Raw genomic sequence first — 22,612 nt, 5'->3', positions numbered from 1 at the left:
CCTGGGCAAAACCCTGCCCGCCGACCGGACTCCGCCTACGTGATACGCGGGCTGGCACGTCCGATGGGACGGCACCGCCCGTGGCGTCGGGTCAGACGTTGACGCCGAAGTCCTGGGCGATGCCGACCAGGCCGGAGGCGTAGCCCTGGCCGACCGCGCGGAACTTCCACTCGGCGCCGTTGCGGTACAGCTCGCCGAAGATCATGGCGGTCTCGGTGGCCGCGTCCTCGGAGAGGTCGTAGCGGGCGATCTCGGCGCCGCCGTTGGCGTTCAGCACCCGGATGTAGGCGTTGCGGACCTGGCCGAAGCTCTGGCCGCGGGTGACCGCGTCGTAGATCGAGACCGGGAAGGTGATCTTGGTGACGTCGGCCGGCAGCGCGGCGAGGTTGACGTTGATCGCCTCGTCGTCGCCGGCGCCCTCGCCGGTCCGGTTGTCGCCGGTGTGGACGACGCTGTTGTCCGGGGTGCTGGTGTTGTTGAAGAAGACGAAGTGGCGGTCGGAGTAGACCTTGCCGCCCTCGTTGAGGACGATCGCGCTGGCGTCCAGGTCGAACTCGGCACCCGTGGTGGTGCGGACGTCCCAGCCGAGGCCGACGGTGACCGCGGTCAGGCCCGGGGCCTCCTTGGTCAGCGAGACGTTGCCACCCTTGGAGAGGCTCACTGGCATGCTTTTTCGGTGTCCCTTCGGTCGCTTTGCCGGGAGAACGCGGACCGGCCCGTCCATGGTTCCATCCGGGCGGCGAGTTCTGTCACGAACCATCGCGTGAACCGCCCGGCCGGGCCCCCGTACGGGTGCCCGTGGGGCGCCGCCCGGGGCAGCGCCGCACGGCCGCTCATACCCGCGGGAAGCGTCCCTGCACCGTCCAGATCGCCGGGTTGTCGGCCAGCCCGTCGTGCAGGTCGGTCAGGTCGGCGAGCACGTCCTGGAGGAAGTCCCGGGCCTCCCGCCGCAGTTCTGCGTGGCGGACGACCAGCGGCTCGGCGTCCCGGCGCCAGGTGGCGCTGATCTCCACCCAGCCGAAGCGGCGGGCGAACCTCAGCAGCTCGGTGTTCTGGGTGAAGTCCAGGTCGGCGGTCTGCACGGCGGCCGCCCGGCTGCCCTGCGGGTCGGCGTCCAGCTGCTCGACGATGTCGCACAGCGCCCAGGCGAAGTCCAGCACCGGGACCCAGCCCCAGGCCGTGGACAGCTCGTCACCGTCCAGGTCCAGGTAGACGTCGCCGCAGAACAGGTCGTACCGCAGGCTGCGCACCGACGCGTCCCGGTAGTCGGTCTGCGGAGGGTCGGGGAACCGGTTGGAGAGGGCGTAGCCGAGCTCGATCACGTACGCCATTGTCCGGCACCGGCGGGCCGCCCCCGACCGGCCGGGGCCGATTAACCGCGTGACCGGGGGCCCGGCGGCGCGGGATGATGGGCGCATGCCTGAGCCCATCCGCGTACGGGGGTCGGTGGTCGTCCCCGACGCCGAGCTCGTCTGGCGCTTCTCCCGTTCCTCCGGCCCCGGTGGCCAGCACGTCAACACCTCCGACACCCAGGTCGAGCTGCGCTACGACCTGGCGGCCAGCGCCGCGCTGCCCGAGGTCTGGAAGGCCCGCGCCCTGGAGCGGCTGGCCGGCCGGCTGGTGGACGGGCGGGTGCTGGTGGTCCGGGCCTCCGAGCACCGTTCGCAGTGGCGCAACCGGGAGGTGGCCGCGGCCCGCCTGGCGTCGCTGCTGGGGGAGGCCACCGCGCCGCCGCCGAAGGCCCGGCGGGCCACCAAGCCCAGCCGGGGGATGGTCGAGCGGCGGCTCGACAACAAGCGGCGCCGGGCCGAACTCAAGCAGGGCCGCAGCCGGCTCCGCCCGGAGTGACGTTTTCTCGCGCGGCCGTTCGGGCCGCCGCTCAGCCGATCCCGCGGTAGCCGCCGCGGAAGTACAGCAGTGGCCGCTCGGCCGGCCCGGTCACCCGCGCCTCCAGCACCCGGCCGACCACCAGGACGTGGTCGCCGGCCGCGATCCGCTGCTCGGTGCGGCACTCGACGGTGGCCAGCGCCCCGTCCACCAGCGGCGCCCCGGAGTGCGGCCCGGTCCGGTGCGGGGAGTCGGCGAACAGCAGCCGGTCGCTGAGCCGGCCCTTCATGGCGAACCGCGAGGCGAGCGCCCGCTGGTCCTCGCCGAGCAGCGACACCGCCCACACCCCGGCCCGCTCCAGCACCTCGTCCATCCGGGACTCCGTGCGCACCGAGACCAGAACCAGCGGCGGCTCCAGCGACACGGAGAGGAACGAGGTGGCGGTCATGCCCACGTCCTCGCCGTCCTCGGGGTCGTTGGCGGTCACCAGGGACACGCCGGCGGCGAGCTGGGCCAGCGCGGCCCGGAAGTCCTCGGCGGAGGCGACCGGTGCGGTGGCGGGAGTGGCTGCGGGTTGTGGGGAGGTGTGCACGTACGGCACGGTAGTCGTCCCGTCCCGCCGCCGGTATCGGGCCCTGGTCGTAGGTCCGCCGGGCCGCCCGACCGAGGCCCGGAGCACGGCCGCACCCGTCGCGGGCCGACCGCCGGACGGTCCGGAGACAGGGAATGTCCTGGTATCGGATGACTCAAAGCGCCCGAACCGGGCCATCCGCTTGTGATTTGGGTCACAGTCGCTACCTATTGCTGACCGAGCGTGCCTATCGCAGTGCTCCCTGTGATTCAGTTCTTCTGGCAATCGGACGATAACCAGTCACGAACAATCCGAAGCAGCCGGGGAGCCCCCGCATGGAAGCCGAGTCGGAGCCCTACGTCCGCCTCGCGACCCTCCGCACCTTGCACCGGGTCGTGGCGGACCTCAACGCTGCCCGGAGCCTGGCCGGCACGCTCCAGGCCGTGGTCGAGGGCGCCGTGCACGGGCTCGGATTCGACGCCGCCGCGGTCAGCCTGGTCCGCCCGGACGGCGACCTGGTGGTCGCCGCGGTCTGGGAGATCGAGGAGAGCGCCCTCGGCGGGCCCGCCGTGCTGCTCGGCCAGGTCGGCTCCCGGGAGTCCTGGGAGCGGCTGCTGGGCGTCTGCGACCACTGGGGCACCCTGCGCTTCCTGCCGCACGACCGCGGCTGGGCGGTCGCCTCCGACGTGCCGACCTGGACCGGCGACGGCCCGCTGCCGGTGTACGCCAACGACTGGCACCCCAACGACGGCCTGCTCGCCCCGATGTACAGCGCCGGCGGCGACCTGCTCGGCGTGCTGTCGGTGGACCGCCCGCGCAGCGGCAAGCGCCCGGGCGCCTGGACCCGCGAGGCGCTGGAGATGTTCTCGCTGCAGGCGTCCATCGCCATCGGGAACGCGAGACTACGCGCGGAGATGCAGCGCGCCCTGGCCAGGCTGGAGAAGGAGCAGCAGGCGCTGCGCGCCAGCGAGGAGAGCTTCCGCCAGGCCTTCGAGTACGCGCCCAGCGGGATGGCCATCACCGAACTGCACGGCGACGCGATGGGCCAGCTCACCCGGGTCAACGACGCGCTCTGCCGGCTGCTCGGCCGCCCCCGGGCCACCCTGCGCCAGCAGCGCTTCGCCGACCTGGTGCACCCCGAGGACCTGGCGCTGCTCCAGCGCACCAGCGCCGAGGGCGGCCGGGCCGAGCTGAGGCTCTCCCGCCGCGACGGCGGCTACCAGTGGGTCTGCCTGCGCAACTCGGTGGTCGCCGACGCCGCCGAGGGGCCGAGCTTCCTGCTCACCCACGTCGAGGACATCGAGGACCGCAAGAAGCACGAGCTCCAGCTCGCCCACCGGGCCAGCCACGACGCGCTCACCGGCCTGCCCAACGGCTCCGAGCTGCGGGCCCGGCTCGGCCGCCGGCTGTGCGCCGCCCCCCAGGGCCCGGGCGGCGCGGCCGCCCACGGCGCGGCGTACGGGGCGGGCTACGGCGACGGCTACGCGGGCGGGTTCACCGACGGGTTCACGGACGGTTTCGGCGGCGGCTACGGGGCGGTCGCCGCCGGGCACGGGCCCTCGGCGGGGGAGGCCGTCCACGGCGCCCCGGACCTCGCCCACGGCGCGTCCTGGGGCACGGCCTGGGAGCCGGCGTTCGACGAGCCCCCGTACAGCGCCTCCTACGGCGCGCACGGCGGCTTCGAGGGCCTGGACGCGGGCGTCCCGGCGCACGGCTACGGCCACCCCGAGGAGTCGCTGCACCGCGAGGTCGAGGCCTTCGACGGCGGGTACCTGCCGCGCACCCGGGAGCCCGCCGCCGACCACGTGCACGCCGTGGTCCCGCTCGAGCCGCCGCCCGGCGGCGAGGCCTGGGGCGCCGCCCGCCGGCCCGGCGCACCGGGCGAGAAGGGGCTCGCGGTGCTCTTCTGCGACCTGGACGGCTTCAAGTCGGTCAACGACCGGTTCGGCCACAACGCCGGCGACGCGGTGCTGATCGAGGTGGCCCGGCGGCTGCAGCAGGTGGTCCGCGAGGGCGACACGGTGGCCAGGATGGGCGGCGACGAGTTCGTCGTGCTGGCCGACGGCATCGGCCGCGAGGAGGCCAAGGACCTGGCCGGACGGCTGCGCAACGCGATCATCCCGCCGATGCGGATCGACAACCGTGCGATGCGGGTCGGGGTCAGCCTGGGCATCGGCTGGGCGGGCTGCGGGATGAGCATCGAGGAGGTGCTGCACGCGGCCGACGAGCGGATGTACGACGAGAAGCGGGCCCGGGGGAGCGCCGTCCGGGGCGCACGCGGCGAACGCTCGCACCGCCGAGCGGGCTAACCGCAGATCAGGCCGCCTTTCCCCGTTGTCCCGGGCGCCAGGTAGGGTGCCCTGGGTACGAGCGTCCACCACTTGACCGTACGGCAAGCTCCGTGCGGCCCGCCGCGATGGGGAGTTGAACCACCGTGACCACGGCCGGCAGCAACGGCACACCCGAGAGCGCGGGCGACGACGACCCGTTCGCCTACCTCTACCGTCCCGCCGAGGGCGAGACGGCCCCCAAGCCGCAGCCGCGCAGCGGGTACAGCAGGCCGATGGAGGTCGGCCGGGCCCAGTACGGCGCACCCGCGGCGCCCACGCAGCAGTACCAGTCCGCTCCGCCGACCGCCCCGACCACGCCGGTCCCCCAGCAGACCCGGTACGCCGAGCGTTCGCGCCCGCAGCCGGGCGAGGAGCGGCCGAGCGGCGGGCGCGGCAAGGCCGCGGTGATCGGCGCGATAGCGGTGATCGCCGCCATCGCGATCGGCGCGGGCATCGCCCTGTCCAACGGCGACGCGGGCAAGCCGGACGCTGCCGCGAGCACCCACGCCAGCGCACCGGCGGGGGCGCCGGCGACGGCCGGGAGTGCCGCGCCGTCCTCGTCCGGCTCGCCCAGCCCGACGGCGGACACCAACCCGGTCGCCGACGCCTCCAAGCTCCAGGGCCAGAACGCCCCGGCCGGGAACTCGGTCAAGGGCGCGATCTCCGCGGACGGCAGCTACCTCACGCTGCAGCCCGGCTCCTCGGTCACGTGGACGATCTCGGTGCCGACCGCCGGGCAGTACAAGCTCTGGTTCCACTACAACAACACCGGCGCCGAGATGCCCGCCTCCGTCACGGCCAACGGCAAGGACCACCAGGGCGGCGTCAACTTCAAGGTCTACTCCAAGGCCGTCGACCCCGAGCACTCCTGGACCTACACCAACGTGTGGCCGCAGCTGCAGGCCGGGCCGAACACCTTGACGGTGACGGTCCCGGCCGGCGGCTCGGGGACGGTGCTGCTCGACCAGGTGACCCTGACCGACATGTCCGTCAGCGGTGACTACCCGCGGCGCTGACGGTCTGCGATAGCGCGGGCCCAGGGCCCGTCGGGCGGGTCAGTGGACCACGGTTGCGAGGTGGGCGACCACCTCGGACATCGCGGTGCGGGCCGGGGCGAGGTACTTGCGCGGGTCGGTGACCCGGTCGTCCGCGGCCAGGTGGCGCCGGACGGCCGGGGTGAAGGCGAGGTTCAGCGCCGTCCCGATATTGATCTTGACCATGCCGGCGGCGACCGCGGCGGCGAGCTCGGCGTCCGGTACGCCCGAACTGCCGTGCAGCACCAGCGGCACCGGCACCGCCCCGGCGAGCCGCCGGATCAGCGGGTGGTCCAGCGCGGCGGAGCGGGTGGTCATCGCGTGCGAGCTGCCGACGGCCACCGCCAGCGCGTCCACTCCGGTGTCGGCGACGTACGCCGCGGCCTCGTCCGGGTCGGTCCGGGCGCCGGGGGCGTGCGGGCCGAGCGGCGGCTCGCCGTCCTTGCCGCCGACCCGGCCGAGTTCGGCCTCCAGGTGCAGGCCGTGCCGGTGCGCCCAGGCCGCGGCCTCGGCGGTCGCCTTGACGTTCTCCGCGTGCGGCAGCGCCGAGGCGTCGAACATCGCCGACGAGAAGCCGGCCCCGGGGGCGGCCCGCAGCAGGTCCGGGTCCTCGACGTGGTCCAGGTGCAGCGACAGCGGTACCCGGGCGGCGGCGGCCACCTCGGCGCAGGCACGGGCCAGCGGCAGCAGCCGCCCGCCGTGGAAGGCGACCGCGTTCTGACTGATCTGCAGGACGGCCGGGGTGCCGGCGCGTTCGGCGCCGGCGGCGATGGCCTCGGCGTGCTCCAGCGTGATCACGTTGAAGGCGGGCAGGCCGCGCCGCTCGGCGACGGCGGCGGCCAGCAGGTCGGCGGTACGGGCAACGGGCATGGCAGTCCCCCAGAGGGTGTGAGAAGCGGGACGCAGAACCACTGCTCACACCCCCGGTGGGACGGGGGAGTCAGGCCGTGCGGGCCTTGGTGAGCCGGTCCGCGCCGGTGATCCACTCGCCGCGGCGCATCACCGCGATGAGTTCGTACGTGGCGGAGTCGAGGACGACGAGGTCGGCGTACTTGCCGGCCTCCAGGGATCCGATCGAGTCGCTCAGCCCGAGCAGCCGGGCCGGGACGGTGGACAGGGAGCGCACGGCCTGCTCGATGCCGAGGCCGTTGACGGTGACCGAACGCCGCAGCGCGACGTCCAGGGTGAGCGTGGAGCCGGCGATCGAACCGCCCTCCACCAGCCGGGCGACGCCGTCCTGCACCCGGACCTCCAGCGGGCCGAGCGGGTAGAGCCCGTCGCCCATGCCGGCCGCGCCCATCGCGTCGGTGATCAGCGCGACCCGGTCGGCGCCGGCCGTGCCGTACGCCAGGTCCAGCACCGAGGGGTGCAGGTGGACGCCGTCGTTGATCAGCTCGACGGTGACCCGCTCGTCCTCCAGCAGGGCGACGATCGGGCCGGGCGCGCGGTGCTGGATGCCCGGCATCGCGTTGAACAGGTGGGTGGCGACGGTGGCTCCGGCGTCGATCGCCTCCAGCGTCTTCGCGTAGTCGGAGTCGGTGTGGCCGACCGCCGCGATGATGCCGAGCTCGGCCAGCATCCGGACCGACTCCAGGCCGCCCGGCAGCTCGGGGGCGAGGGTGAACATCCTGGCGTGGCCGCGCGCCGCGTCGGCGAGCTTGCGCACCAGCGCCGGATCCGGCTCCCGCAGCAGGTCGGGTCGGTGGGCGCCGCACCGGCCCGGCGAGATGAACGGGCCCTCGAAGTGGATGCCCGCCAGCACCCCGTCCTCGACCAGCTCGGAGAGGACCGCCGCCTGGTGGCACAGCTCGTCGATCTCGCCGGTCACGGTGGAGGCGACCGTGGTGGTGGTGCCGTGCTCCAGGTGCGTGCGCGCGGCCCGCAGCGCTTCCTCGGCCACCCCGGAGGCGTACGAGGCACCGCCGCCGCCGTGCACGTGCAGGTCGACGAAGCCGGGCACCACGGTGCAGCCGGTCAGGTCGAGGTCACCGGGGAGCCCCGCGCCGCCGAGCGCCGCGATGCGCGGGCCCTCGACGGTGATCCGGCCCTGGTCGACGACGCCGTCGGGCAGGACGAGTCGGGCGCCGGCCAGTGCTGTACGGTCCGCGGTTGTCACGCGGTCACCTCCATGGAGAGCAGATCCCAGGCGAGCAGGCCTGCGCCCAGGGACGCGGCGGTGTCTTTGAGCATGGCCGGAACGACCTTCGGGGGCATCTGGAAGGTCAGCCGCTCGGCGACCGCGTCGCGCAGTGGCGTGAAGAGGGTGTCACCGGACTCCGCCAGCCCGCCGCCGACGATCACCGTCGACGGGTCGAGCAGGCTCTGCGCCAGCACGATCCCGTCGGCGAGGGCCTCGACGGCGGTGCGCCAGATCCGGGCCGCCCGCTCGTCGCCGGCGTCGACGGCCAGCGCGCAGGCCGCGGCGTCCGCGGCCGGGTCGCCGCTGGCCCCGGCCCAGGCCCGGGAGACCGCGGAGGCCGAGGCCAGCGTCTCCAGGCAGCCCCGGGCGCCGCAGCCGCAGGTGGGGCCGCCGGGGCGGACCACCACGTGGCCGATCTCGCCGCCGTAGCCGTGGGCGCCCGCCTCGATCCGTCCGCCGATGCCGATGGCCCCGGCGATGCCGGTGCCGAGCGCGATGAACAGGAAGCGGTCGACGCCGCGGCCGGCGCCGATCCGGCCCTCGGCCAGCCCGCCGGAGCGGACGTCGTGGCCGAGCGCGACCGGCAGGCCGCCGAGCCGCTCGCCGAGCAGCCGCCGCATGGGCAGGTCCCGCCAGCCGAGGTTGGCGGAGAAGACCGCGATCCCGTTCTTCTCGTCGATCGTGCCCGGCACCGCGACGCCGGCCGCGAGCGGGGCGCAGCCGAAGCGGCTGCGGCCCTCGTCCGCGAGGTCGGCGGCGAAGTCGAGGATGGTGGCGACGACGGCGTCCGTGCCGTGCTCCCGCCCGGTCGGTCGGCGTGCTTCGAACAGCACGGAGCCGTCCTGGGCGAGCAGCGCGGCCTTCATGCCGGTGCCGCCTACATCGAGTGCGATGACGTGCTTCACGGGGGACAGTTTCCCTTGCCCAGGTCGAAGAGGTCTAGTCCAGTTACCCGATTGGTCTGGTCCATGGGGGGTGAGGTTTGTCGTACTTGGTGCCTGCTGGGCGGTTTGCGGATCCCGGGGCGGCCTTCCTTCCGGTGCGGGTGCCGCGGGCGGGCCGGCGGCCCGGCGCCGCGGCCGGGCTCAGGCCAGGATGACGGACCGGGTCAGGTTGCGGGGCCGGTCCGGGTCGAGACCACGCGATTCGGCGAGCGCGAGGGCCAGCTGGTGCACCCGCACCAGGTCGGCCAGCGGGTCGATGCCGCCCTCCCCGGACTCGGCGACCAGCAGCCCGCCGACCCCGGCGACCTGCTCGGCCAGCCCCTCGGGCAACGGCCCGAACCCCCACACCGCGCGCCCCGGCGCGGTGATGCTGATCGGCCCGTGCCGGTACTCCATCGCCGGGTAGGACTCGGTCCAGGCCAGCGCCGCCTCGCGCATCTTCAGCCCCGCCTCCAGGGCCAGGCCGTTGGTCCAGCCCGTGCCGAGGAAGGTGAACTGCTCACAGGCGACCAGCTCGGCCGGGATCCGCCGGGCCAGGACCCGCTCGGCGTCGTCGGCCGCGCGGGCCACCGTGCCGACCCCGGCCGGCCGGGCGTCCTCCACCTCCAGGTGGGCGCGGAGCAGGGCGAGCACGGTGGTGGCGAAGCGGGTCTGCACCACCGAGCGCTCGTCGGCGAACCCGAGGTCGACCAGCTGCCCGGCCAGCCGCGCGATCGGCTGCGAGGTGTCGCCGGTGATCGCGGTGGTCGGCGCCTTGACGCGCCCGAGCAGGTCGAGCACCTCGGTGGTGGTTCCGGAACGGCTGATCACCACCACCCGATCGTAGCGGCGCCCGTACGGGAACTCCGAGGCCGCGAAGGCGTCGGTCTCGCCGTGGCCGCCCGCCTCGCGCAGCGCCGCGTAGGACTGCGCGATGAACCAGGGGGTGCCGCAGCCGACCACGGCGACGCGCTCGCCGCGCCGCGGCAGCGCGTCACCGGTCTGCGCGGCCAGGGCGGCGGCGGTGCGCCAGTCGGCGGGCTGGGTGGCGAGTTCCTCGCCGGTCAGGGACGGATGGGGCATCGGGTGGGCTCCTCGGGTCGGCACTCCGGTCCACGGCAACAGTGGTGCGTGAAGCTGATTGATTTATAGCTTTTTCGCGCACGATTGCGCAATGGGGTGCGTTGCCCGGACCCTGCGCGAAGATCCCGCACCGATCCGCGCAGATGTGACAAGCTGTCCCCCGCTTCACGCGCGCGGCCCGCGCGCCGGGAGCGGGACGAGCGGGCGAGGAGGGGCGACACGGCGTGTCGAGGTACGAGCGTTGGAACGCACTGCTGGAGCTGCTCACCGAGCACGGCAAGCTGGAGGTCGAGGAGGCCGCCGAGGCGCTCGGCGTGTCTGCGGCGACCATCCGGCGCGACCTCGACCAGCTGGCCAGGCAGCAGATGGTCACCCGTACCCGCGGCGGGGCGGTGGCACACAACGTCTCCTACGACCTGCCGCTGCGCTACAAGTCGGCCCGGCACGCCGACGCCAAGCAGCGGATCGGCGCCGCGGTCGCCGCGCTGATCGCCCCCGGCGAGGTGGTCGGCCTCAACGGCGGCACCACCACCACCGAGGTGGCCCGCGCGCTGGCCGTCCGGCCCGAGCTCACCGAGCGGCCGGAGAACGGCCCGGGCCAGACCCTCACCGTCGTCACCAACGCGCTCAACATCGCCAACGAGCTGACCGTCCGCCCCCAGGTGAAGATCGTCGTCACCGGCGGGGTCGCCCGCCCGCAGTCGTACGAACTGATCGGCCCGCTGGCCGGCCTGGTGCTCGGCGAACTCGCCCTGGACATCGCCGTGCTGGGCGTGGACGCGATCGACGTCGAGCACGGCGCCACCGCCCACCACGAGGGCGAGGCCAGCGTGAACCGGCTGCTGGCCGAACGGGCCCGGCGGGTGGTGGTGGCCGCCGACTCCTCCAAGCTCGGACACCGCGCCTTCGCCCGGATCTGCGGGCTGGACCAGGTCGGCGCCCTGGTCACCGACGGCGGGGTCGACCCCGCGCTGGCCGCCGCCTTCACGGAGGCCGGCGTCGAGGTGATCACCGCCTGAACGGGCGCCGGCGCGCGCCGGACCGCCCGTCCGTGATGTCCGGATAAGTCGGCTTCCGGTTGCATCTGATGCAACGTCAAGAGACAACTCGGTAACTAACACCGCAAGAGGTATGGACCACCCGGGCAATGCCTGCCAGGGTGGCGCCGTTTTCCTCCTTCGAAGGCGGTAACCGACTTGCACAGCGCAGCCCTTGAAAGACCGGCCCGCACCACCGCACGACCGTTCGGCACCTTCCGCGGCTCGGCCCTCGCCGCCGCACTGGCCGGAGCGCTGCTGCTCACCGGCTGCGGCACCGTCGAGGGCGGGGGCGGCGGCCCGGTCACCCTCAAGCTGGTCGCCGCGGACTACGGCGACACCGAGGCCACCAGCACCACGCACTACTGGGACGACCTGGTGGCCCGCTTCCACGCCACCAACCCGGGCTTCAAGGTCTCGGTCGAGGTGGTCCCCTGGACCGACATCGACAAGCGGGTCGCCGACCTGATCGCCTCCGGCAAGGTCCCCGACGTCGTGCAGACCGGCGGCTACGCCGACCAGGTCGCCGCGGACCGGCTCTACCCCGCCGGCGACGTGCTGTCGATCGACACCCAGGCGAACATGATCGACGCCTTCGCCAAGGCCGGCCAGGTGCTCGGCAGCCAGTACGGCATCCCGTTCGTCGCCTCCACCCGGGTGTTCGTCTACAACCGGACGATGTTCCAGAAGGCCGGCATCGGCGGCCCGCCCGCCACCTGGGAGGAACTGCGCAAGGACGCCGAGCTGATCAAGGCCAAGATGCCCGGGACCGTCCCGTACGCGCTGCCGCTCGGGCCCGAGGAGGCCCAGGGCGAGTCGATGATCTGGACCATGAGCGGCGGCGGCACGCTGGCCGACAACGCGGGCAACTACACCGTCGACAGCCAGCCCAACCGGGACACCTTCAAGTGGCTGCGCACCAACCTGGTGGACCGTCACCTCACCTATCCGGACCCGTCGACGGTCGACCGCAAGACCGCCTTCTCCGACTTCGCCAGCGGCAAGGTGGCGATGCTCAACGGCCACCCCGGGCTGGTCGCCAAGGCGATCGAATCGAAGGTCGACTACGGCACCGCGGCCATCCCGCGCAAGGACGCCGGCGCCAAGCCGAGCACCCTGGGCGTCGCCGACTGGATGATGGCCTTCAAGGCCAACGGCCACAAGACCGAGATCAAGAAGTTCCTCAACTTCGTGTACCTGAAGGAGAACACCCTCAAGTTCGACGAGGAGTACAACCTGCTGCCGGTCACCCAGGACACCAAGGACGAGATGACCGGCAGCGGCAAGCACCAGGACCTCACCGAGTTCCTCAATGCGCTGTCGAGCGCCAACTTCTACCCGCTCGGCGACCCGTCCTGGGACAAGGTCAGCGGGATGCTGAAGGAGAGGATCGGCAGCGCGGTGAAGCCCGGCGGGGACGAGGTGCTCACCCAGCTCCAGTCCGCCGCCGCCCAGGAGGCGAGCCGGGCCCGCGCGGCGGCCGCCCACTGAGCCGCAGGCCGGACCGGGTCAGAGGTTGATGCAGTAGGCCTTGCGGAGCGTCTCGTGGACGGTCCAGGTGGTGCGGTCGCCCTCGCGCAGGACGGCCAGGTCACCCGGACCGACCTCGAGCACCGGGCCGCCCTCGAACGCGATCGTGGCCCGGCCGCTCACCACCACGAACAGCTCGTCCGCCTCGGTGTCGGTCACCACGCCCGGGGTGATCTGCCAGATCCCGCGGATCTGCCGCCCGTCGGGGGACTCCCAGAGCACCTTGCCGGAGACCTCCGGGGTGCCGGAGACGATCTGGGCCGGGTCCAGCGGGTCCGGCTCGAGGTCGGCGTCGGGGATGTGTACGGCGAAACTGTTGGTCATGGCCCCGACGCTAGCCGGGCCGGAGCCGCGCCGGGGACGGCACAGTGTGTCGGACGGGCGCGGCAGAATGACACAGCGTAGGGAGGTGGCCGGTGTGGCGGAGCTGAGTGAGCGCGATCTCGCGGTGCTGGCGCTGGAGGCGCGGGCCTGGCGGACGGCCGGGGCGAAGGAGCGGGCGGTCCGCGCGGAGCTCGGGATCTCCGGCACCCGGTACTACCAGCTGCTGAACGCGCTGCTGGACCGGCCGGAGGCGCTGGCGCACGCCCCGGTCCTGGTGAACCGCCTGCGCCGGATCCGCGACGCCCGCCGCGAGGCCCGCTGAGGCACCCGGGTGCCGCCGGACGACGGCAGGCATCGGGCGGCGGAGCCTGGGTACGGTCGAGGGCATGGGTATGCCTGAGCTGCTGACGCCACGCACGGCCGCCGGACGGGACGCGCTGGCCGCGCTGCTCGCCGCCCCCCGCGAGAGCGTGGTGGGCCTGGACTTCGACGGGACGCTGGCGCCGATCGTGGCCGACCCCGCGCGGGCGCGGGCCCACCCCGGGGTGGTGCCCGCACTGTCCGCGCTGGCCCCGCTGGTCGGCGCGGTGGTGGTGGTGACCGGCCGGCCCGCGGCCGTCGCGGTCGAGTACGGCGGCTTCGCGGACGCACCCGGCCTGGAGCACCTGACCGTGCTCGGCCACTACGGCGCCGAGCGGTGGGACGCCGCGACGAAGGAGACCACCGCGCCCGAGCCGCCCGCGGGGGTCGCGGCGGTCCGCGCCGAGCTGCCCGCGGTGCTGGCCGCGGCCAGCGCCCCTCCGGGCACCTGGACCGAGGACAAGGGCCGCGCGCTGGCCGTGCACACCCGGCGCGCCGACCGGCCCGACGAGGCACTTGAACTGCTCCGCGCGCCCCTGGCGGCGCTCGCCGCCGCGCACGGCCTGATGGTCGAGCCCGGCCGGATGGTGCTGGAGCTGCGCCCGCCCGGGGTGGACAAGGGTGCCGCCCTCACCGGCTTCCTCGCCGGACGGCCGCTGCGGACGGTGCTGTACGTCGGCGACGACCTCGGCGACCTGCCCGCGTACGAGGCCGTCGAGCGGCGCCGCGGCGAGGGCCTGCCCGGGCTGCTGGTGTGCAGTGCCACCACCGGCGGCGAGGCCCCGGTGGGCGCCCTCGCCGACCGGGCGGACCTGGTGGTCCCCGGCCCGGCCGGCGTGGTGGAGCTGCTCGCCGCCCTCGCGGACGGGCTCAGCCGAGCGCGTTGAGCTGGTCCAGGAACCACTGCTGCGGGGGCAGCGCGGTGGCCGCCGCGGCCAGCCGCTTGGTGCGGTCCGCGCGCTCCCCGGCCGGCATGGTCAGGGCCTGGTGCAGCGCCTCGGCGGTGGCGATCACGTCGTACGGGTTGACCGTGATCGAGTCCTCGGCGAGCTCGGCGAAGGCGCCCGCCTCCCGGGAGAGCACCAGCGCGCAGCCGTCGTCGGAGACCACCGGGATCTCCTTGGCGACCAGGTTCATGCCGTCCCGGATCGGGTTGACCAGGGCGACGTCGGCCAGCCGGTAGGCCGCCAGCGAGCGCGGGAAGTCGTCGTTGACGTGCAGGATCAGCGGCTGCCAGGCGGGGGTGCCGAACTCGTCGTTGATCTCGTGGGCGACCCGCTGCACCGCGGCGGTGTACTCGCGGTACTCGGGCAGGTCGTGCCGGGACGGGTAGGCGAAGGCGATGTGCACCACCCGGCCCTGCCACTCGGGACGGGTCCGCAGCAGGTGCCGGTAGGCGAGCAGGCCGCGGACGATGTTCTTGCTGAGCTCGGTGCGGTCGACCCGGACGATCGTCCGGCGCTCGCCCACCGCCTCCCGCAGGGCGGCCAGCCGGGCGTCGACGTCCGGCCGGTGGGCCCGCTCGCGCAGGAAGTCGGCGTCGGCGCCGAGGCCGTGCACCCCGAGCCGGGTGGTGCGGCCCGCGTGCGTGACGGTCAGCCGCTCGCGGTCGACCCCGGCCCCGAGCAGGTCGGCGCAGCAGTCGGCGAAGGCGAGCGCCCAGCGGCGGGTGAGGAAGCCCGCCCGGTCGGCGCCCAGGATGCCCTCCAGCACGGCCGTCCCGACGTCGTCGGGCAGCATCCGGTAGTACTCGGGCGGCGCCCAGGGGGTGTGCGAGAAGTGCCCGATCCGCAGGTCCGGGCGCAGCGCCCGGAGCAGCGCCGGGGCGAGCGAGAGGTGGTAGTCCTGCACCAGCACCGCGGCGCCCGGGGCGGCCTCGGCGGCCAGCGCCTCGGCGAAGGCGGTGTTGTACGCGGTGTAGGACTCCCACTCGCGGCGGAAGCGGTCGTCGAAGTTGGGGGAGACCGGGGTGTCGTAGAGCAGGTGGTGGACGAACCAGAGGGTGGAGTTGGCCACGCCGTTGTACGCGCGGGCGAAGGTGCCGGGATCGATGTCCAGCATCCGGACGGCCTGTCCGCCGACGTCGTGCCCGGCCAGGTCCAGCCGGCCGTCGGGGGCCTGGCGGGCGGCCGTCCGGTCCGCCTCGCCGAGCGCCGCGCAGACCCAGACCGCCGACGGGTCCTCGATCGCGGACAGGCCCGAGACCAGGCCGCCACCGCCTCTCTTCAGGGTCAGCGAACCGTCGTCCTCACTGCTGAAGGACACCGGGCCGCGGTTGGAGGCCACCAGGATGGGGGCGGCACCGGGCTGACTCGAACGTGCGGACGCGTGATCGGCCATACTGCCAAGCTTGCCGCGCGACCCCGGGTGCAAACCACTCAGCACGCGGCGAGCCGCCGCCGGCGGCCGGTCCCGGCCGTCAGCGGGGGCGGTCCCGGTACTCGGGCAGGGTCCGCACCGGGGGCCGCTCCACCGCCCCCACCGGGTGGGTGTGGGCGGTGAAGTCGCGGGTCGCCGGATCGCGGGAGAACTGGGTGAGCATCGGGTGCACCAAGCCGTCCTCGGCCTTCAGCCGGTGGGTGCGGTCCAGGCGTTCCAGTGCGGTGCGGTAGATGGTGGCGGCCATCCGGCCGAGCGCCTGGCCGTCCTGGTGGCGGTGGTGCCGGACCCCGACGTCGACCTGTGCCAGCGCGTCCAGCCCGACCGCGTCCAGGGCGTCCACCAGCAGGCCCAGCTCGACCCCGTACCCGGTCGGGAAGGGCAGCCGCTCCAGCAGCGAGCGGCGGGCCGCGTACTCCCCGCCCAGCGGCTGGACGAAGCCGGCCAGCTGCGGCCAGTGCAGGTTGAGCAGCGGACGGGCGACCAGCTCGGTGACCCGGCCGCCGCCGGCCGGCACGACGGCGCCCGCGGTCTCCAGCGGGCGGTCGTACATCGCCTTGACCAGCTGGATCCCCGGGTCGGTGAGCAGCGGGCCGATGATCCCGGTGACGAAGGCGGGGTCGAACTCGCGCAGGTCGGCGTCGATGAAGCAGACGATCTCGCCGCGGGTGACCAGCAGCGAGCGCCACAGCACCTCGCCCTTGCCGGGCTCGGCGGGCAGCCGCGGCAGGATGTCGTCCCGGTGCACCACCCGCGCCCCGGCGGCGGCGGCCCGCTCGGCGGTGCGGTCCACCGAGCCGGAGTCCACCACCACCAGCTCGTCCACCAGCGGCAGCCGCTCCATCAGCTCGGTGCGGATCGTGCTGACGATCTCGCCGACGGTCGGCTCCTCGTCCAGGGCCGGCAGCACCACGCTGACGGTGCCCGCCGGGCCCGCCGCGCGCTTGGCGGCGACCAGCGTCCCCACCGGTCGGTCGGCCGCCCGCCAACTGCGGCGGCGCAGCCAGGACGCCACCTGGGGCTGAACGTCGGGCCGGGGCTGGTCGGGCAAGGTCTCGCTCCTCGGAATGGGCGGCGCCGTCTCGGGGACCGGACGGCATGAGGTGGTACCGGGGCCTTCGGATACAGTCTTGGTAATGCGATCCGACCCTCGCACGTCGGGGTGGGTCGCTGTGCACGACCACAAACGCGCTGCCGGTTGCAACACCGCGCGCCACATTGCTCATCCAGAGGGACTGAGGGAACGGCCCGTTGAAGTCCCGGCAACCTTCCCGTCCGGCCAACTGACCGTCAGGTCGAGGCTCCGGGCGGGACAGGTGCCAATTCCGGCCCGTGGCGCGCCCGCACCACGGGGAAGATGAGGAGAGAGGCCTCCGCCACCATGGCTACCGCTATCCCCGTTGCCGCCCCCGCAGTCGACCTCGGCCCCGCCGCCGCGCTGTCCTGTCGGGAGTGCGGCGCCCGCACCCCGCTCGGCCCGCATTTCGCTTGCGCCGAGTGCTTCGGCCCGCTGGAGATCGCCTACGACTTCGGCTCGTACGAGGCCGAGGAGCTGCGCAGGCGGATCGAGTCCGGCCCGGCCTCGATCTGGCGCTACGCCCCGCTGCTGCCGGTGCCCGCCGACGTCGCGTCCAAGCCGAACCTGAACCCGGGCTGGACGCCGCTGGTGAAGGCCGACAACCTGGGCCGCGAACTCGGCTTCACCGCCCAGCTGCACGTCAAGGACGACTCCGGCAACCCCACCCACTCCTTCAAGGACCGGGTGGTCGCCTGCGCCATCGAGGCGGCGCGCGCCTTCGACTTCACCACCCTGTCCTGCTCCTCGACCGGCAACCTGGCCGGCGCGGTGGGCGCGGCGGCGGCCCGGGCCGGTTTCAAGTCCTGCGTCTTCATCCCGCACGACCTGGAGCAGGGCAAGGTCGTGATGGCCGGGGTGTACGGCGGCGAACTGGTCGGCATCCAGGGCAACTACGACGACGTGAACCGCTTCTGCTCCGAGCTGATCGGCGACCCGGCCGGCGAGGGCTGGGGCTTCGTCAACGTCAACCTCCGCCCCTACTACGGCGAGGGCTCCAAGACCCTGGCGTACGAGATCTGCGAGCAGCTCGGCTGGCGGCTGCCGGAGCAGATCGTCATCCCGATCGCGTCCGGCTCCCAGCTCACGAAGATCGACAAGGGGCTGCAGGAGCTGATCGGGCTCGGCCTGGTCGAGGACCGCCCCTACAAGATCTTCGGCGCCCAGGCCGAGGGCTGCTCCCCGGTCTCGGCCGCGTACAAGGCCGGCCACGACGTGATCCGCCCGGTCAAGCCGGACACCATCGCCAAGTCGCTGGCGATCGGCAACCCGGCCGACGGCCCGTACGTGCTGGACATCGCCCGCCGCACCGGCGGCGCCGTCGAGGACGTCACCGACGCCGAGGTGGTCGAGGCGATCAAGCTGCTGGCCCGCACCGAGGGCATCTTCGCCGAGACCGCGGGCGGGGTGACCATCGGCGTGCTGAAGAAGCTGGTGGAGACCGGGCAGCTGGACCCGGCCAAGGAGACCGTCGCGATCAACACCGGCGACGGCCTGAAGACCCTGGACGCGGTCGCCGACGCCGGCCTGACCGCCACCATCCGGCCGACCCTGGAGTCGTTCCGCGCCGCCGGTCTCGCCTCCGCCTGAGCCCTCCCCCCACCCCGCAGCAAGGAGTAGCCGCCCATGAGCGCCACCGTCCGCATCCCCACCATCCTGCGCACCTACACCGACGGCCGGGCCGAGGTCACCGCCGAGGGCGCCACCCTGGCCGAGGTGGTCAAGGACCTGGAGCGCAACCACCCGGGCATCTCCGCCCGGATCCTGGACGACGCCGGCCAGCTGCGGCGCTTCGTCAACGTCTACGTCAACGACGACGACGTGCGTTTCGACGGCGGCCTGGACGCGGTGGTCAAGGACGGCGCGGCCGTCTCGATCATCCCCGCCGTGGCCGGCGGCTGCTGACCCCGTCCGCACCACGGCGGCCGCGGCCGCGAATACCCGCACGCAGCAGCCCCGGGCCGCTGCCGGGAACGGAATCCCCGAATTCCGCCCCGGCGGCGGCCCGCGGCCATTGCGGCGGACATTTCCGCATGTGGCTGGGTATAGAGTGCGGGGCACCGGGGTGTTCGAGGCCGATTCGAGGGGGCCTGTACCCGCCCGCCGGTCGGATACGCAGCGCCTGTCCGCTCGTTGAGACCCGCCGCATCGAACGTGAGGCCGATCTGTCAGGCCGCCGTCATAATTATTTCGGCAATTTGCGGCATTGGTCCGCGATGTCCGGCGTCAATTGCTCGCAAGTGCCGCTTTCATCCCGTCATATCCCCTGCAGTCCGTAGCTTCTGCCCAAAAGTTGGGCCTGTTGCAGAGGGCGCATGTCCGGATACATTCAGCCGCGGTCGACGCATTCACCCGCGTTCCGGTCGCCCTCCGCGGGCCTCCGGGTGGTGGTCTGCGGCGTGCACGGCTGCGCCCAGGGGGGGTTCCCCGGGCCGGCCTTCCAGACCTCTGGACCCGCACCGTGCGGGTCCGTGAAGGGCCAGCACAGCACAAGGGGAGTTCGGAATGGCTCAGGGCACCGTCAAGTGGTTCAACGCCGAGAAGGGCTACGGCTTCATCGCGGTCGACGGTGGTGCGGACGTCTTCGTCCACTACAGCGCGATCCAGATGGACGGCTACCGCACCCTCGAGGAGGGCCAGCGGGTCGAGTTCGAGATCTCCCAGGGGCAGAAGGGTCCGCAGGCGGACATGGTCCGCGCGCTGGTTGCGTGACCTCTTCGACCTGCGGAACCTCGGCTCGGTCAACGAGCTGGCGGCCACAGATCAACGGCAGCAGGCCCGTACGGCACCCCCGTGCGGGCCTGCCGCCATGTCGGGACACCCCGCGAACGGGCTTGCACTCGCCACCCGAGAGTGCTAATCATTGGCGTTAGCACTCACAGCATGAGAGTGACAACGGATCGGGTCGGTGAGGCCTCCCGGGAGCGGTAGGGGACAGGACCCCCGCTCGCAGGGCCGTCCGTCGCGGGCACCCTTCGGTCCGGTGCAGTCGATCGCGTCCCGGAGGACCACTTCACATGGCAAAGATCATCGCGTTTGACGAGGAAGCTCGCCGCGGCCTTGAGCGCGGGATGAACCAGCTTGCCGACGCCGTCAAGGTGACGCTTGGCCCCAAGGGCCGCAACGTCGTCCTTGAGAAGAAGTGGGGCGCCCCCACGATCACCAACGACGGTGTCTCCATCGCCAAGGAGATCGAGCTCGAGGACCCCTACGAGAAGATCGGCGCGGAGCTCGTCAAGGAGGTCGCCAAGAAGACCGACGACGTCGCCGGTGACGGCACCACCACCGCCACCGTGCTCGCCCAGGCCCTGGTCAAGGAAGGCCTGCGCAACGTCGCCGCCGGCGCCAACCCGATGGCCCTGAAGCGCGGCATCGAGAAGGCCGTCGCGGCCGTCTCCGACCAGCTGCTCGCGCAGGCCAAGGACGTGGAGACCAAGGAGCAGATCGCCTCCACCGCCTCCATCTCCGCCGCCGACACCCAGATCGGCGAGCTCATCGCCGAGGCGATGGACAAGGTCGGCAAGGAAGGCGTCATCACCGTCGAGGAGAGCAACACCTTCGGTCTGGAGCTCGAGCTCACCGAGGGCATGCGCTTCGACAAGGGCTACATCTCCGCCTACTTCGCCACCGACCTGGAGCGGATGGAGGCGTCCTTCGAGGACCCGTACATCCTGATCGCCAACTCCAAGATCTCCTCGGTCAAGGACCTGCTCCCGCTGCTGGAGAAGGTCATGCAGAGCGGCAAGCCGCTCGTCATCATCGCCGAGGACGTCGAGGGCGAGGCCCTGTCGACCCTGGTCGTGAACAAGATCCGTGGCACCTTCAAGTCGGTCGCCGTCAAGGCCCCGGGCTTCGGTGACCGCCGCAAGGCCATGCTCGGCGACATCGCCATCCTCACCGGTGGCACCGTCATCTCCGAGGAGGTCGGCCTCAAGCTGGAGAACGCCGGCGTCGACCTGCTGGGCACCGCCCGCAAGGTGGTCATCACCAAGGACGAGACCACCATCGTCGACGGTGGCGGCGACAGCGACCAGGTCGCCGGCCGCGTGAACCAGATCCGTGCCGAGATCGAGAACAGCGACTCGGACTACGACCGCGAGAAGCTCCAGGAGCGCCTCGCCAAGCTGGCCGGCGGCGTGGCCGTCATCAAGGCCGGCGCGGCCACCGAGGTGGAGCTCAAGGAGCGCAAGCACCGCATCGAGGACGCCGTCCGCAACGCGAAGGCCGCCGTCGAGGAGGGCATCGTCGCCGGTGGTGGCGTCGCGCTGCTGCAGGCCGGTGTCGCGTTCGACAAGCTGGAGCTGGAGGGCGACGAGGCCACCGGTGCCAACATCGTCAAGGTCGCGCTGGAGGCCCCGATCAAGCAGATCGCGACCAACGCCGGCCTCGAGGGCGGTGTCGTGGTGGAGAAGGTGCGCAACCTCCCCGCCGGCCACGGCCTGAACGCCGCCACCAACGAGTACGTCGACCTGATCGCCGCGGGCATCATCGACCCGGCCAAGGTCACCCGCTCCGCGCTGCAGAACGCCGCCTCCATCGCGGCGCTCTTCCTCACCACCGAGGCCGTCATCGCCGACAAGCCCGAGAAGGCCGGCGCGCCGGCCGGCGGCGGCATGCCGGGCGGTGACATGGACTTCTGATCCTCCTTCTAGGATCGGCGAGTTCGGATCGTCCGCGAGGGCGGTCTCCCCACACCAGGGAGACCGCCCTCGCGGCGTTCGCGGCCCAGCGGGATTTGGGACAATGGGCGGATGGCCAGCCCTGAGATCGAAGCCGCACTGCACAGCGCCCGGGCGCTGATCCTCGCCGACCTGACCGCCCGGGACGTGGCGGACGCCGCCGTGGTCTCGCTGGTCGAGGACGCCGTGACGCACCGCCGGTGGTGGCTGGAGCAGTGGCCGGACGGCACCGCGTACGTGCTCGGGCTGGTCGCCCAGGACGTCCAGGACGCGCTGCTGGAGGCGTACGGCCGCTGGCCGCTGTGCGAGGAGTGCGCCGCCGACGGCGACCCGCACGCGCTGGGCGTGGAGCCCGAGCTCGGCCCGGACCCGCACTGGGTGTGCGGCAAGGAGGGCCGGGTCGTCGCGCCGGTCGGCAAGCTCTCGTGATCCTGATCGACCCGCCCGCCTGGCCCGGCCACGGCCGGCTCTGGTCGCACCTGGTCAGCGATGTCTCGTACGACGAGTTGCACGCGTTCGCGGCCGAACTGGGCGTTCCCGCGAGGGGCTTCGACCGCGACCACTACGACCTCCCCGGCGACCGGTACGACCGGGCCGTCGCGCAGGGGGCCCGGCCGGTCTCCAGCAGGGAACTGGTCGCCCGGCTGACCGCCGCCGGGCTGCGGCGGCGCAGGGCTACCCTTCGAGCGAGCTGAGCTCGGCCGCCAGGTTGGCCCGGGCCGCCGCGTCGAAGCGGGCCCGGGCCGCCTCGGTGCGGTAGAGCGCGGGCAGGCCGAGCAGCTGGCGCAGGACCGCCGCGCGGCCGGCCCGGAAGGCGTCCTCGGGGACGAAGCCGTACTCCGCGCGGACGGCCGCCGCGTAGGCCGCGTACTGCTCGGGGGAGCCGCCGAGGACGGCCAGGTCCGCGTCGCAGAGCACCTCGCCGTTGCGGTCCCCGGGCGCGGGGTCGTGGGTGACGGTGAGCCGGACCAGCCGGGCCACCTCCGCCACCAGCGGCTCGGCCAGCCCCGCCTCACGCAGCGCGCGGACGGCCAGGGCCGCGCTGCGCTCCTCGTTCTCGGAGCGGTCCGGCCGGTAGACGGCGTCGTGGAACCAGGCGGCCAGCCGGACCGCGTCCGGGTCCTCGGCCTGCCCGGCCAGGGTGTCGGTGTGGCCGAGCACCGCCCGCAGGTGGTCGGTGGTGTGGTACCGGCGCTGCGGTTCGGCCCAGCGCCGCAGCAGGTCCTCGCCGTACGGCTGCGGGTCGGCGCTCGCGCCGCAGCGCCGCAGCAGGTCGTTCCAGTGGTCCAGCAGCAGGGCGGTCATGGGGTCATTGTGGCC

The 22,612-nt window shown here is 73.3% G+C and carries 24 protein-coding genes and 1 riboswitch; of the genes, 13 read left to right on the top strand and 11 right to left on the bottom strand.

What is annotated here, in order from left to right:
• Nucleotides 1-91: 91 nt before the first annotated feature.
• Nucleotides 92-667, bottom strand: a complete 576-nt coding sequence (locus AB0D08_RS26380; RefSeq protein ID WP_033819606.1) for a TerD family protein — start codon at nt 665-667, stop codon at nt 92-94.
• Between the two features lie 166 nt (nt 668-833).
• The gene (locus tag AB0D08_RS26375) at nt 834-1,331 is read right to left on the bottom strand and encodes a hypothetical protein (protein WP_199520298.1); all 498 of its coding nucleotides are present in this window, start codon (nt 1,329-1,331) and stop codon (nt 834-836) included.
• Between the two features lie 85 nt (nt 1,332-1,416).
• Between AB0D08_RS26375 and arfB the strand changes: the two genes are divergently transcribed.
• A complete protein-coding gene (gene arfB / locus AB0D08_RS26370; protein ID WP_033819605.1) occupies nt 1,417-1,848 on the top strand; it encodes an alternative ribosome rescue aminoacyl-tRNA hydrolase ArfB in 432 nt (143 codons plus the stop codon).
• 31 nt (nt 1,849-1,879) lie between these two features.
• Here arfB and AB0D08_RS26365 read toward each other — a convergent pair whose 3' ends face one another.
• Nucleotides 1,880-2,419, bottom strand: a complete 540-nt coding sequence (locus AB0D08_RS26365; protein WP_051812092.1) for a flavin reductase family protein — start codon at nt 2,417-2,419, stop codon at nt 1,880-1,882.
• Nucleotides 2,420-2,733: 314 nt separating this feature from the next.
• On the opposite strand from AB0D08_RS26365, the gene AB0D08_RS26360 reads away from it, so the two are divergent.
• On the top strand, nt 2,734-4,707 hold the full coding sequence (locus AB0D08_RS26360) for a diguanylate cyclase (RefSeq protein WP_359892131.1): 1,974 nt from the start codon (nt 2,734-2,736) through the stop codon (nt 4,705-4,707).
• A gap of 125 nt (nt 4,708-4,832) precedes the next feature.
• Nucleotides 4,833-5,744, top strand: a complete 912-nt coding sequence (locus AB0D08_RS26355; RefSeq protein ID WP_033819602.1) for a hypothetical protein — start codon at nt 4,833-4,835, stop codon at nt 5,742-5,744.
• Nucleotides 5,745-5,783: 39 nt separating this feature from the next.
• Here AB0D08_RS26355 and AB0D08_RS26350 read toward each other — a convergent pair whose 3' ends face one another.
• From AB0D08_RS26350 to AB0D08_RS26335, 4 genes are all read right to left on the bottom strand, one after another.
• Nucleotides 5,784-6,632 carry a class II fructose-bisphosphate aldolase gene (locus tag AB0D08_RS26350; RefSeq protein WP_033819601.1) on the bottom strand — a complete coding sequence of 283 codons (849 nt, stop codon included), beginning with the start codon at nt 6,630-6,632 and terminating at the stop codon, nt 5,784-5,786.
• Between the two features lie 70 nt (nt 6,633-6,702).
• Nucleotides 6,703-7,878, bottom strand: a complete 1,176-nt coding sequence (gene nagA / locus AB0D08_RS26345) for an N-acetylglucosamine-6-phosphate deacetylase (RefSeq protein WP_033819600.1) — start codon at nt 7,876-7,878, stop codon at nt 6,703-6,705.
• Nucleotides 7,875-8,807 (bottom strand): ROK family protein, encoded by a 933-nt coding sequence (locus tag AB0D08_RS26340; RefSeq protein WP_359892127.1) that lies wholly within the window; start codon nt 8,805-8,807, stop codon nt 7,875-7,877. Before AB0D08_RS26340 ends, nagA begins: the two co-directional genes overlap by 4 nt.
• Before the next feature lie 180 nt (nt 8,808-8,987).
• Nucleotides 8,988-9,908 (bottom strand): sugar isomerase, encoded by a 921-nt coding sequence (locus AB0D08_RS26335; protein ID WP_359892124.1) that lies wholly within the window; start codon nt 9,906-9,908, stop codon nt 8,988-8,990.
• 224 nt (nt 9,909-10,132) lie between these two features.
• Between AB0D08_RS26335 and AB0D08_RS26330 the strand changes: the two genes are divergently transcribed.
• Both AB0D08_RS26330 and AB0D08_RS26325 read left to right on the top strand, forming a co-directional pair.
• Complete coding sequence (locus AB0D08_RS26330) at nt 10,133-10,927, top strand: DeoR/GlpR family DNA-binding transcription regulator (RefSeq protein ID WP_359892121.1); 795 nt, start codon at nt 10,133-10,135, stop codon at nt 10,925-10,927.
• A gap of 177 nt (nt 10,928-11,104) precedes the next feature.
• Entirely contained in the window at nt 11,105-12,436 is a 1,332-nt protein-coding gene (locus tag AB0D08_RS26325) for an extracellular solute-binding protein (protein WP_359892118.1), read from the top strand.
• Nucleotides 12,437-12,454: 18 nt separating this feature from the next.
• Here the strand turns inward: AB0D08_RS26325 and AB0D08_RS26320 are convergent, their stop codons facing one another.
• Nucleotides 12,455-12,799 carry a cupin domain-containing protein gene (locus AB0D08_RS26320; protein WP_033819596.1) on the bottom strand — a complete coding sequence of 115 codons (345 nt, stop codon included), beginning with the start codon at nt 12,797-12,799 and terminating at the stop codon, nt 12,455-12,457.
• A gap of 94 nt (nt 12,800-12,893) precedes the next feature.
• Here AB0D08_RS26320 and AB0D08_RS26315 point away from each other — a divergent pair, with 94 nt between their 5' ends.
• Nucleotides 12,894-13,121 carry a DUF3263 domain-containing protein gene (locus AB0D08_RS26315; protein ID WP_033819595.1) on the top strand — a complete coding sequence of 76 codons (228 nt, stop codon included), beginning with the start codon at nt 12,894-12,896 and terminating at the stop codon, nt 13,119-13,121.
• 64 nt (nt 13,122-13,185) lie between these two features.
• On the top strand, nt 13,186-14,046 hold the full coding sequence (gene otsB, locus AB0D08_RS26310) for a trehalose-phosphatase (RefSeq protein WP_359892115.1): 861 nt from the start codon (nt 13,186-13,188) through the stop codon (nt 14,044-14,046).
• Here otsB and AB0D08_RS26305 read toward each other — a convergent pair.
• Nucleotides 14,030-15,499: a trehalose-6-phosphate synthase gene (locus tag AB0D08_RS26305; RefSeq protein ID WP_051812090.1), complete on the bottom strand. Its 1,470-nt coding sequence runs from the start codon at nt 15,497-15,499 to the stop codon at nt 14,030-14,032. The two genes, otsB and AB0D08_RS26305, sit on opposite strands and share 17 nt — an antisense overlap.
• 79 nt (nt 15,500-15,578) lie before the next feature.
• Entirely contained in the window at nt 15,579-16,589 is a 1,011-nt protein-coding gene (locus tag AB0D08_RS26300; RefSeq protein WP_033819593.1) for a glucosyl-3-phosphoglycerate synthase, read from the bottom strand.
• Between the two features lie 168 nt (nt 16,590-16,757).
• A riboswitch (SAM riboswitch) is annotated at nt 16,758-16,902 on the top strand.
• Nucleotides 16,903-16,919: 17 nt separating this feature from the next.
• On the opposite strand from AB0D08_RS26300, the gene thrC reads away from it, so the two are divergent.
• The 6 genes from thrC (at nt 16,920) to AB0D08_RS26270 (ending at nt 21,987) form a co-directional block, all read left to right on the top strand.
• On the top strand, nt 16,920-18,203 hold the full coding sequence (gene thrC / locus AB0D08_RS26295) for a threonine synthase (protein WP_033819592.1): 1,284 nt from the start codon (nt 16,920-16,922) through the stop codon (nt 18,201-18,203).
• A gap of 36 nt (nt 18,204-18,239) precedes the next feature.
• Nucleotides 18,240-18,518 carry a MoaD/ThiS family protein gene (locus AB0D08_RS26290; protein ID WP_033819591.1) on the top strand — a complete coding sequence of 93 codons (279 nt, stop codon included), beginning with the start codon at nt 18,240-18,242 and terminating at the stop codon, nt 18,516-18,518.
• Nucleotides 18,519-19,118: 600 nt separating this feature from the next.
• The gene (locus AB0D08_RS26285; RefSeq protein ID WP_033819590.1) at nt 19,119-19,325 is read left to right on the top strand and encodes a cold-shock protein; all 207 of its coding nucleotides are present in this window, start codon (nt 19,119-19,121) and stop codon (nt 19,323-19,325) included.
• Between the two features lie 305 nt (nt 19,326-19,630).
• On the top strand, nt 19,631-21,253 hold the full coding sequence (groL, locus tag AB0D08_RS26280; RefSeq protein WP_033819589.1) for a chaperonin GroEL: 1,623 nt from the start codon (nt 19,631-19,633) through the stop codon (nt 21,251-21,253).
• A 111-nt stretch (nt 21,254-21,364) separates the two neighbouring features.
• Nucleotides 21,365-21,721, top strand: coding sequence for a hypothetical protein (locus AB0D08_RS26275; RefSeq protein WP_033819588.1), 357 nt, complete (start codon nt 21,365-21,367; stop codon nt 21,719-21,721).
• Nucleotides 21,718-21,987 carry a DUF4031 domain-containing protein gene (locus AB0D08_RS26270; protein ID WP_033819587.1) on the top strand — a complete coding sequence of 90 codons (270 nt, stop codon included), beginning with the start codon at nt 21,718-21,720 and terminating at the stop codon, nt 21,985-21,987. The genes AB0D08_RS26275 and AB0D08_RS26270 overlap by 4 nt, the downstream gene beginning before the upstream one ends.
• Here AB0D08_RS26270 and AB0D08_RS26265 read toward each other — a convergent pair.
• Nucleotides 21,968-22,597, bottom strand: coding sequence for a hypothetical protein (locus AB0D08_RS26265; protein WP_033819586.1), 630 nt, complete (start codon nt 22,595-22,597; stop codon nt 21,968-21,970). The two genes, AB0D08_RS26270 and AB0D08_RS26265, sit on opposite strands and share 20 nt — an antisense overlap.
• Between the last annotated feature and the right edge of the window lie 15 nt (nt 22,598-22,612).

The organism is Kitasatospora sp. NPDC048540 (assembly GCF_040651175.1).
Taxonomy (GTDB): Bacteria; Actinomycetota; Actinomycetes; order Streptomycetales; family Streptomycetaceae; genus Kitasatospora.
This window is presented reverse-complemented; position numbering and strand designations above follow the sequence as displayed.

Coding starts and splice junctions, on each gene's coding strand:
- AB0D08_RS26380 (WP_033819606.1), bottom strand. CDS start 667: ATGCCAGTGAGCCTCTCCAAGGGTGGCAACGTCTCGCTGACCAAGGAG.
- AB0D08_RS26375 (WP_199520298.1), bottom strand. CDS start 1,331: ATGGCGTACGTGATCGAGCTCGGCTACGCCCTCTCCAACCGGTTCCCC.
- arfB (WP_033819605.1), top strand. CDS start 1,417: ATGCCTGAGCCCATCCGCGTACGGGGGTCGGTGGTCGTCCCCGACGCC.
- AB0D08_RS26360 (WP_359892131.1), top strand. CDS start 2,734: ATGGAAGCCGAGTCGGAGCCCTACGTCCGCCTCGCGACCCTCCGCACC.
- AB0D08_RS26350 (WP_033819601.1), bottom strand. CDS start 6,632: ATGCCCGTTGCCCGTACCGCCGACCTGCTGGCCGCCGCCGTCGCCGAG.
- AB0D08_RS26335 (WP_359892124.1), bottom strand. CDS start 9,908: ATGCCCCATCCGTCCCTGACCGGCGAGGAACTCGCCACCCAGCCCGCC.
- AB0D08_RS26320 (WP_033819596.1), bottom strand. CDS start 12,799: ATGACCAACAGTTTCGCCGTACACATCCCCGACGCCGACCTCGAGCCG.
- otsB (WP_359892115.1), top strand. CDS start 13,186: ATGGGTATGCCTGAGCTGCTGACGCCACGCACGGCCGCCGGACGGGAC.
- AB0D08_RS26305 (WP_051812090.1), bottom strand. CDS start 15,499: ATGGCCGATCACGCGTCCGCACGTTCGAGTCAGCCCGGTGCCGCCCCC.
- thrC (WP_033819592.1), top strand. CDS start 16,920: ATGGCTACCGCTATCCCCGTTGCCGCCCCCGCAGTCGACCTCGGCCCC.
- AB0D08_RS26290 (WP_033819591.1), top strand. CDS start 18,240: ATGAGCGCCACCGTCCGCATCCCCACCATCCTGCGCACCTACACCGAC.
- AB0D08_RS26285 (WP_033819590.1), top strand. CDS start 19,119: ATGGCTCAGGGCACCGTCAAGTGGTTCAACGCCGAGAAGGGCTACGGC.
- groL (WP_033819589.1), top strand. CDS start 19,631: ATGGCAAAGATCATCGCGTTTGACGAGGAAGCTCGCCGCGGCCTTGAG.
- AB0D08_RS26275 (WP_033819588.1), top strand. CDS start 21,365: ATGGCCAGCCCTGAGATCGAAGCCGCACTGCACAGCGCCCGGGCGCTG.
- AB0D08_RS26265 (WP_033819586.1), bottom strand. CDS start 22,597: ATGACCGCCCTGCTGCTGGACCACTGGAACGACCTGCTGCGGCGCTGC.